Annotated in this window: 9 protein-coding genes; 5 read left to right on the top strand and 4 right to left on the bottom strand. The window is 49.6% G+C overall.

The features are described from left to right. Positions 1 to 46: 46 nt before the first annotated feature. From NG346_RS13940 to NG346_RS14665, 3 genes are all read right to left on the bottom strand, one after another. Positions 47 to 229: a hypothetical protein gene (locus tag NG346_RS13940; protein WP_262280978.1), complete on the bottom strand. Its 183-nt coding sequence runs from the start codon at positions 227 to 229 to the stop codon at positions 47 to 49. A gap of 66 nt (positions 230 to 295) precedes the next feature. Then, a complete protein-coding gene (locus NG346_RS13935; protein WP_262288886.1) occupies positions 296 to 1,588 on the bottom strand; it encodes a tyrosine-type recombinase/integrase in 1,293 nt (430 codons plus the stop codon). Between the two features lie 551 nt (positions 1,589 to 2,139). Then, positions 2,140 to 2,262, bottom strand: coding sequence for a Fic family protein (locus tag NG346_RS14665; protein ID WP_346732801.1), 123 nt, complete (start codon positions 2,260 to 2,262; stop codon positions 2,140 to 2,142). Positions 2,263 to 2,275: 13 nt separating this feature from the next. On the opposite strand from NG346_RS14665, the gene NG346_RS13930 reads away from it, so the two are divergent. Next, positions 2,276 to 2,407: a hypothetical protein gene (locus tag NG346_RS13930; RefSeq protein ID WP_262280974.1), complete on the top strand. Its 132-nt coding sequence runs from the start codon at positions 2,276 to 2,278 to the stop codon at positions 2,405 to 2,407. A 539-nt stretch (positions 2,408 to 2,946) separates the two neighbouring features. Next, on the top strand, positions 2,947 to 3,174 hold the full coding sequence (locus NG346_RS13925; RefSeq protein WP_262288885.1) for a hypothetical protein: 228 nt from the start codon (positions 2,947 to 2,949) through the stop codon (positions 3,172 to 3,174). 9 nt (positions 3,175 to 3,183) lie between these two features. Here NG346_RS13925 and NG346_RS13920 read toward each other — a convergent pair whose 3' ends face one another. Then, positions 3,184 to 3,945 carry a metallophosphoesterase gene (locus NG346_RS13920; RefSeq protein ID WP_262280972.1) on the bottom strand — a complete coding sequence of 254 codons (762 nt, stop codon included), beginning with the start codon at positions 3,943 to 3,945 and terminating at the stop codon, positions 3,184 to 3,186. Positions 3,946 to 4,177: 232 nt separating this feature from the next. Between NG346_RS13920 and NG346_RS13915 the strand changes: the two genes are divergently transcribed. The 3 genes from NG346_RS13915 to NG346_RS13905 all read left to right on the top strand — a co-directional run bounded on the left by NG346_RS13915 (position 4,178) and on the right by NG346_RS13905 (position 8,890). Then, positions 4,178 to 4,867 (top strand): hypothetical protein, encoded by a 690-nt coding sequence (locus NG346_RS13915; protein WP_262288884.1) that lies wholly within the window; start codon positions 4,178 to 4,180, stop codon positions 4,865 to 4,867. A 94-nt stretch (positions 4,868 to 4,961) separates the two neighbouring features. After that, positions 4,962 to 8,105: a TonB-dependent receptor gene (locus NG346_RS13910; protein ID WP_262288887.1), complete on the top strand. Its 3,144-nt coding sequence runs from the start codon at positions 4,962 to 4,964 to the stop codon at positions 8,103 to 8,105. A 23-nt stretch (positions 8,106 to 8,128) separates the two neighbouring features. Next, on the top strand, positions 8,129 to 8,890 hold the full coding sequence (locus NG346_RS13905; protein WP_262288883.1) for a glycerophosphodiester phosphodiesterase: 762 nt from the start codon (positions 8,129 to 8,131) through the stop codon (positions 8,888 to 8,890). Positions 8,891 to 9,167: the final 277 nt, after the last annotated feature.

The raw sequence follows: 9,167 nt of genomic DNA, 5'->3' as shown, positions 1-9,167 counted from the left end.
ATCTTTTCTTGTTCCATGACCGCAAAGGTAAGCAAAAAAAATAGTTTTAGCACGCTATCATATCAAGTTCTTTGGTTAGGCAGCGGCATCCGTCCGCCACGGACAATCCCCCTTGGGCCGAAATGCTATGATAAATATCATCGGGATTCCAACCACGTTTGAACTCAATACGGTTGTCCTCCACCCTTCGCTTCTTGAGCAGGTCTTCTATGTTGATAGGTAATGCCATAATGCTATTATCAATATTGAGTGGCTAAAGTTACGTATTTTATTTCAATAAATCATCTCGGATTGATTATTTTTGCCCCAAAACTTTCTTCAGCATCTCCTTCATCTGCTCCGGAGTCATGCTGTCGACGTCTATATCCGGCTTTTCTTCCTCAAGATTCAACAACTTGGAGTTATACTCGAAGCGAGTCTCAAGCGGGTACATGTCCTGATATCCGGCTGTGATGTTGTTGCCAAGCGAATGGCCCATACTCTCAGAGATATACAACTCTTCAACCCCAAGATGCTTGAGATTAGTAGCAAAGGAGTGGCGGGCCCAGGTACCCGAAGGTTTCTTCTCCCACCCAAGCACTTCCTTGCAGATGCGGATGACACGGTCCTTTATATTCGAGTTCTCCTGTACCGTCAGCTTACGTCTTATCGTCTCATCCTCAATGCCACGGAAGATTTGCGGAAAAACATAAGCATCCTTTGCTGGTTTAGCGCCAATCTCGTCAAGAATCACCTGCAGAGGCTTGATGATAGGTACGATAACGACGGACATGCCATTGCTCGTCTCAGAAGTCTTCTTCCTCAGAAATTCAAAAGCACGTCCTCCTTCTGCAAAATAGGTGCGATTGAACTTCAGCCTCCCGGCATCGGCCAGATTGAAGCCATTACAGAGGTACTGAGTAAGGAACAGCCCAAGAGAGTCATGGGCACGCTCCGTATATTCCTTCGTCCAAGTCTCGGGATAACGTTTCTCTGTAAACACATGATACAACTGCGTCATCTCCTCAATGGTCAAATACGACTGCTGCCGCTTCTTCCCTCGCGGTATAGAAACGAGATCGTTGTCCTTATTTGAAAACGGGTAACTTTCTTCGGGGAGATAGCCTCGCTTGATGCACTCGTTCCATACGACACGACAGGTCCGGAGATACATGCCCCTGGTAGCATCAGAGATTTTCCCCTCGAGCTTTCCGTTCAGCATAATACCGTTTCTCATACCTTCATCCCATAGCTTGATGGTGTTCTTGTCTATCTTAAATCCATTAACCTCACCGATAATCTTTCGGAAGGAGTTCAATGACCAAGAGTAGTTATCCGCTGTACCTACCCTATTCTCTCTTTTATACTTGTTGATAAGTCCCTCCCACACGCCAAGGAAAGAGAAGTCGTTCTCTTCCTCGAAGCCGGCGCCAGAAAGCATCGTCTTGATATTGTCAAGCGTGATCGGTCGTGACTTGCTAAGCTTCACAACCTTCTCACGGTATCCTTCCAACAACTGTTGCCACTGGTCATGGATATCCATCAGCCGGCTGCGTGAGCTGCTGACACTACATACAGAGTTGAAGAACGTCTCTGTCTGAAATGGCATATCGACGAGCTTATAGTACCATCGCGTTCTGTCTATATTGAAGCAGATCGCCATAGGATACTTTTCTGTATTCTTGTTTGTACGCTTATCAAGCACGAGGGTCATCGAAAGATTACCGATTTTGTTACAATTGAGTGATGTTTTGGAGGCCTTCATAATGGGTGTCTGTTAGAATGAGAGTTGATTTTGCGAACATTTTGCGAACACGATGCGAACACAAAAGCCGGATAAATACAATTTTATAAGATTGCATCTTTTGGTTACAAAGTTAGTAATTAATTGTATATCAACCAAATAAAACAAGTCATGAAATCTTATAAAATTTCATAAAAACGTATTTTAACAGACTCATAATCTGGAGGTCCTAGGTTCAAGCCCTAGCTGGTCCACAATGAAAATCAGCGACTTAGAGACTTCTCTAAGCCGCTGATTTTCTTTTCAGGAAAACGATGGGAAAACAAATTCAGTTTGATAAGCCCCTGATATTTCCTTTATCTTGACACCAAAATCACCTTGGAAAAAACAATCGGGAAAACATCACGGAGTATCATTTACGCATTCAGTTCTTGTAAAAGGGCAAGGCCTTTTACCGTCAACTTGTACTTTTGGCGTGGGTGTCGCGGACTTTCGGGATAGAGCAAAGTGACGATACCATGCTTGATGGCTGGCTCAATATAATGATATAAGATGTTTCATCACTCCTTCGAACACATGGGCGTTGACCTCAACGGCTTTACGCCGCTAAGCTGGAACCAAGTGAAGGAGAAGATAGAATTCCAAATGGCTTACGACACAAACGTGAGCCACTGGATAAAGTAAAATCACAAGACAAGACAGACATGACACGTAAAAAGAAAGACCGCATCGGGCGGGCATACAAACATCTGCTGGAGAGGGACAAAGACTGGGATTTCTGTTTCCTGCTCTACCTTGAGAGGAAGAAGATGAAACGTATGGCAGATTATTTCTCGAAATCGGACATAACGTACAGCGATCCTATAATCTTTCGTGATTTGAGTCTCTGCATACGCTTGCTTGATACTCTTTGTTACGCTCACCTAACTCCTCGACGTTCATGAAGTCGAGCAGATACTCGTCCTTGAACATTTGTATTGCTTTCAGTGCCTGGGATGTTGGCACGGTCTTGGCAAAATTGTTGGGCAGTTGTCCCTGATGATGGTACAGGGAAGAAAAAACGAATACGCTGCAAGAGGGCACTTTACGGTCTTATGCTTACCTTTAGGTAGGAAATGGATGGGTAGGGCAGAGATCGAAAATAACGTTAACTTGCTTTAACTTGTAAGTTTTGCGCATTCGACATTGATTCGCTAATTTTGCGCTTGAAACAGAAAACTTATATGCGTATGAAACGTCTCCGCGACTTCCTGTCACCGCTTCGCCAACCATTTGAGAGAAGCCAAGTACCCATGATGGTGGTGTTGTTCTCTGTCTTGTCCACGGCTGTGATCGCTGTGGTCTGCATGACTGGATCCCTATGGATGGCAGGAGCTGTGTTGCTGGTGCTTACTATTATCGAGGCTGCTATCTATTGCTTCTTGAGTCGTTCAAAAGGGGTAGGAGAGTGAGACTTGCCATCACAGTCCCAGCTTATCCGCGTCGCTATATTCGTGGATCGTGCAGTCGTCGGCGAGGATGAAGGGACGCTGAGCGTCGAGCATAGCAAAGGAGTCGTTGATGACAGGCTCTTTTTTGCGCGTATGCGCGAAGATCTCGTAGTCGTAGCCGTCGATGGCGTAGGGCTTCCCGTCCTCGTCGTAGTGCTCGCTAACGTCGGCCCACATTGGTCCTCCCGTCTTGGCCCATCCGCCTCGCTCTTCGCCCACATCGGCGAGGGCAAGCCATCCTTCGTCGCTCTTGGCAAGATTGTTGAGGCTGTCGGCGCTGACGGTACCAAGGAGATCCTTGTGGCGCTCTACCCATCCGCGGTTGATGCCGGCATGTGTGAAGAGCACCTTCTTGCCGCCTATCGTTGTGTCAAACGCTATCTGGAACATGCGGTGGCGATCCTCGAAGATGCCCTCGATGGTATGGAGATGCCGTTCCGACTTGCGGCTGCCGGAAGCTCTGCCAGCGAAGACCTTGTTGAGGTAGTGCGCGTCGTGGTTGCCGATCAGGAAGACAGGCTCACACGTCAGGTAAGAGCCAAAGAATATGTCGTAGAGATGCTCCCAGTTGATGATGGCCTGGCACTCATTGATGCCTTCTGCGGGATAAGGATCGAAATAATCGCCTAAGAAAACTACCGTGTCGAAATCGCGGCGATGCTCTGCTATGTCGTTAATGGCTTCCTCCCAAAACGACCGTCCGTGTATATCGGGAATAATCAGAATGTTCATATCGCTCAGTTTTTTGGCAAAGATAAGGAAAAAGAATGAGAAAGCAAAGAGTTTTAGCTTGTTTTTGCCAATAGTTGTCACAATGTCTTTATAGGCATATTCTTTTTGTCTATTTGTTATTATCATTCTATTGCAATGCCCATGCAATCCTATTGTAATCTGCTGTTTGTAATTTTGCCAATGAAAAATCAATAAGTATTCAATATACCTATTATTATAGAGATTAACGACAATGAAGAGACAAAAGCTAACAGAGGCTATGCGGAAAAGCTCCATCGGAGCTCTGTTGTTCACAATGATGCTCATCCCCATGATAGCGTATGCTGGGAGCGACGATCCCGCACCGAAGACCCACGAGGACAATGCGGCTGTCAACAAACGTGTGCTGGTGATCCGTGCTTTGGACAATGTGAAGTCGAACTACTACGACGATTATCTCCTTGCCGAGAACACCGACATTGCCCAGGACAGTGTCAATCAAGTCTACAACGGTGTGGTGGAGCACAATCTGCAAAAGGCGGGCACTGGCTTGCACTTCGTCAATATGGACGACCATGCGCTCAACAGTAGTCAGTGGCAGCCAATTCTGGACAATATTGTTCTCAAGGGAGAAGGCGAGAACCTTCGCGCCGACCTATCCGCCATCAGCCGTGCCGATCTGAAGAAAGCCATGCAGGATGCCGGGGCACGGTATCTGCTTGTCATCGACGCCCAGTATCTGCGCTATACCGAGAAGCCCATGCCGATGATGTATCACTTTGTCAACTACTCACTCTACGACAGCAACGAGCAGAAGCTCACCAGTGGACAAAACTACTTCTCGGCTTATCAGCCACAACGCAAGGCTGAATTGGAAAAGGCTTCGATGAAGTCGGTGAGAAAGATCGCGGAGCAATTGAGCAAGGTCATCAAGGCTCAGTAACGTTAAAACAAGATTACTTTTCACGATAACTACAATCACATAACTTCTTAATTTTATGGAAACACGCATTCAGACATTGTTGCTGACCTCTGCAATGATGTTAGGAGGAACTGTTGCCTCTTGGGCACAAAACGTGCTGGCAACTGTCAACGGAAAGGTTGTCGACGAGAAAGGACAGCCTGTCATAGAAGCAGTTGTCACAGTAAAAAATGAGTCTACAGGTTTCTCTTTGTCTACTCCTACCCGTGCCGATGGCTCCTACAGCTTTCGCGAGGTGCCACTCGGCAAACCCTACACGGTTACAGCCAAATATATCGGATATGGCGATCAAAAGCGTTCAGGTTTCACGCTCAACCAGGGCGATGCCTTGCGCGTGAACTTCAAGATGAGCGAGACGGCCAGCGACATACAGGAGGTAGAGGTCGTGGCCAACTCCTTGAAAAAAGGAGTGGAGTCGGAGGGTGCCTCGACGACCATCTCTGAGCAAGATATGAAGCATCTGCCGGTCAACGGCCGTAACTTTACCAACCTGATGGACCTCTCGCCGCTCTCCAATGGCAACCAGCTCAGCGGGCAACTCGCCTCGTCGACAGGATTCAACATCGACGGTATGTCGAGCAAAAACCCTATCTCCGGCGGTGCCGCCAACATGCGCAAGGGCAGTCCTTATGCGCTGACCATGGAGGCTATCAAGGAGTTTAAGGTCGTCACCAATGCTTATGACGTGACCTACGGCCGTGCCGGTGGCGGACTCATCAATGCTGTGTCTAAGTCCGGCACCAACCAGCTCCACGGCTCTGCCTTTGGCTATATGCGTGCCGACTGGCTGGCCAGCGACAAAGACATCCTGGGCAACAAGCGCAACAGCGACTTCTCGACCTATCAATATGGCTTCTCGCTCGGTGGTCCGATTATCAAGGACCGTATGCATTTCTTTGTGGCATGGGATCATCAAAAGGACACACACCCGCTCCGCATTGCCGACATTCGCAACGACGGCGACCAGACACGCTACAATCTCTCGCCGGAGACGCTCCAGCGATATGTCTCCATCGCACAGAACAAATACGGACTCAGTACCACACAGCAGGAGTATGGATCCTTCGACAAAAAGTCTAATACCGATGCCGTCTTCGCACGTATCGACTGGCAGCTCAGTCCTACCAACCTGCTCACGGTCCGTGATAACTTCAACTACAACAAGATGCCTTATTCCCAGGGCGACAATAGCTCGATCAACCTGCTGGAGAGCTATTCCGACTGCAACACTTCGGACAATAGCCTCATGGCTACCCTGCGCTCCATCCTCAGCCCCACGATGACCAATGAACTCAAGGCTCAGTGGATGCACTCTATGGAGGAGACCAAGCCCAACAGTTTCCTGCCCTCGGCAAACATCCCGCGTGCCATCGTGGAGGGCGTCACCTCCACAGTCGGCGGCAAAGAAGTGTCGACCACCATTCAGCTTGGCGGACAGCGCTTCACGCCTGAGAACTTCCACGACAACGTCTATCAGCTTATCGACAACCTGCTGCTCACCAAGGGCAAAGTCAACTACACCTTTGGCGTAGACCTGATGTACAGTCACCTCAACAGCCGCTATGGCAGTGAGACCAACGGCCGCTTTTATTTCACAGGCCTCGACAACTTCGAGAACCTGCAACCCTATCGCTACGCCCGCGACATCTATCTCTCCAATGACGAGAATGCCCAACGCGTCAAAGAGCGCATTGTCAACGCCGGTGTCTATGCTCAGGCTGTCACCACGCTTGCGCCGGGACTGTCGTTCATGGGCGGTCTGCGCATCGACGATGCCAGCTATCTCGACAAGGGACACTACAACGAGACGGCCGACCGCACGCTGGGCGTGAAGACCAACCGTGGGCTGAGCCTCTTCCTCGTGCAGCCCCGTGTGCAACTCACCTGGGACTTGGGTGACCGCCACAACGACATCTTCAAACTCGGTGCCGGTATCTTTGCCTCCGACATCAACAACTACGCCATGGTGAACAACATGGTCTTTGACGGCTCGCGTATCTGCACTGTTGACATCCAAGGTGCTGCCGTGCCCACGCCCAACTTCCCCGCTTATCGTCAGGATCCCTCTACGGCACCGGGACTGGACCTCTTCAACAATCCTAACATCGAGAAGACCTATACCATCAACTGCAATGGCAGCAACGCACAGGTGCCCACCATCTATAAGGCAAACTTCTCCTATACCCACTACTTCAGTGACCGCTTGAAGGTAGGTGCCGCTTTCTACACCACGCTGGCCCGTCACAACTATCTCTATCGCGACAAAAACATGGTCGACGAGCCTTATTTCCGACTTGCCAACGAAGCCAACCGCGGTGTCTACGTGCCAGCCGAAAGCATCAACACCGCCAATGGTGCCGTGAACTGGATGAACGGCCGCAAGACCACGGAGCTGGGACGTGTGCTCGAACTCAACAGCGACGGCAAGGTCAACCAGTTTGCTTTTGTCCTCGACGCAGACTGGCGCTACTTCCGCGACGGTGAGCTGAGCGTGAGCTATACGTGGAATGATTCCAAGGACAACATCAGCTACAATGGCGATGTGGCCAACACTTCCACGCTCGTGAAGATGGTTGTCGACGATCCGCGCGACATGAGCAAGATGAACTACAGCAACAATCAGTGGCGCCATAAGGTTGTGGCCTATATCACCTCACCGTCGTTCTGGGGCTTCAATGCCGGTCTGCGCTTCTCGGGCATCGGCGGCACACGCTACTCGCTCGTGGTCAACGGCAACATCAACGGTGACTTTGTCTCTACCAACGACTTGGCTTATGTCTATGATCCCAACAGCAGCTCCACTCCGCAGTATCTCAAGGATGGTATCAACGCTGTTCTCGACAATCCCAATGTGCGTGGAAGCGTGAAGCGATATATCCGCGACAGCTTCGGAAAGGTCGCCGAGCGCAACGGTGGTGTCAACGGTTTCTATGGTGTCTTTGACTTCCACTTGGGCAAGAGCATCAAGATCTACAAGACACAGAAGCTCGACCTCTCGCTCGACCTCTTCAACGTGGCCAACTTCCTCAACAAGGACTGGGGCGTAGGACGCAACCTGGGCAATGTCTATCTCTACACTGTCAAAGGCTTCGACGCCAAGAACAAGGAGTTCGTCTACCGTGTCAACACCAATGCCGGCGTGACCAGTGGTAACGGAAATCCTTATCAATTCCAGCTCGGACTGCGATATGAATTCTAATCTTTATCATCATCAAGACAAAAATGAACAAGACGCTTAAGTTTGTATTGGTAGCTGTGGTGGCTATGATGGCCGCCGTGGCCTCGGCCCAGACCCGTATCATTGCCCATCGCGGCTATTGGACGTTGGCCGGAAGTGCTCAAAACTCTATTGCCTCGCTGGAGGCTACACACCACATCGGGGCCTATGGCTCGGAGTTCGACGTGTGGATCACGCAGGACAATCAGCTCGTTGTGAATCACAATCCCGAAATAGGTGGGGTGAACATTGAGAGCGCACGCTATAAGGATATCAAAGACAAAAAGCTGAAAAACGGCGAGTGTATCTCCACGCTCCGGCAGTATCTCGAAGCCGGAAAGCAGCACTGTCAGGGCACGCAACTCATTCTTGAGATCAAGCCCCATAAGGTGCAGGCCGACGAAGACCGTTGTGTTGATGCTGTCGTGAAGATGGTGGCCGACGAGGGCATGGCTCAGCAAGTGGAATATATCTCGTTCAGCATGAAGGCCTGCGAGCGTTTGGTGGCTGCCGGTGCCAGGCACGTGAGCTATCTTGGCAGTGATGTGGAGCCGAAAGAGATTAAGGAGAAGGGTATGTCGGGTATCGACTATGCCGGTCCCGCCTTCGCCGTGCATCCCGAATGGATCAAGCAAGCCCACGATCTCGGGCTGACGGTGAACGTGTGGACCATTGATGATCTCGACGATGTCGACGACTTCATCAAAGCCGGTGTCGACTTCATCACCACCAACAAGCCCGTTGAGGCCATGAAACTCGCCCGGTAAAGTCTGGAAAGAGTGCTAAATCGTGGAATATATTCTTGACAAAACTGTGTCAGGAAAATGCTTCGTTCCAGAGAACGAGAAATCGTGAAAATGGCAGAAAACCACCGTCGAAGCATCGAAAAACTGAGGTCAAAGTGTTATCTCAGTGGTTTCTTGTGATCCTTAATTCCGCAACACTATTACAAATATAACTTTTTAAGTACCTGAGCAACAAAAAGTTGCCCAGGATTTTGCCATGTCGAAGAATTCACTTATCTTAGTGTTGCAAAAATAAACA

It is taken from the genome of Hallella absiana (assembly GCF_025457485.1).
Lineage (GTDB): Bacteria > Bacteroidota > Bacteroidia > Bacteroidales > Bacteroidaceae > Prevotella > Prevotella absiana.
Note: the sequence above shows the minus strand (reverse complement) of the source record. Positions and strands in the feature narration are given on the sequence as shown.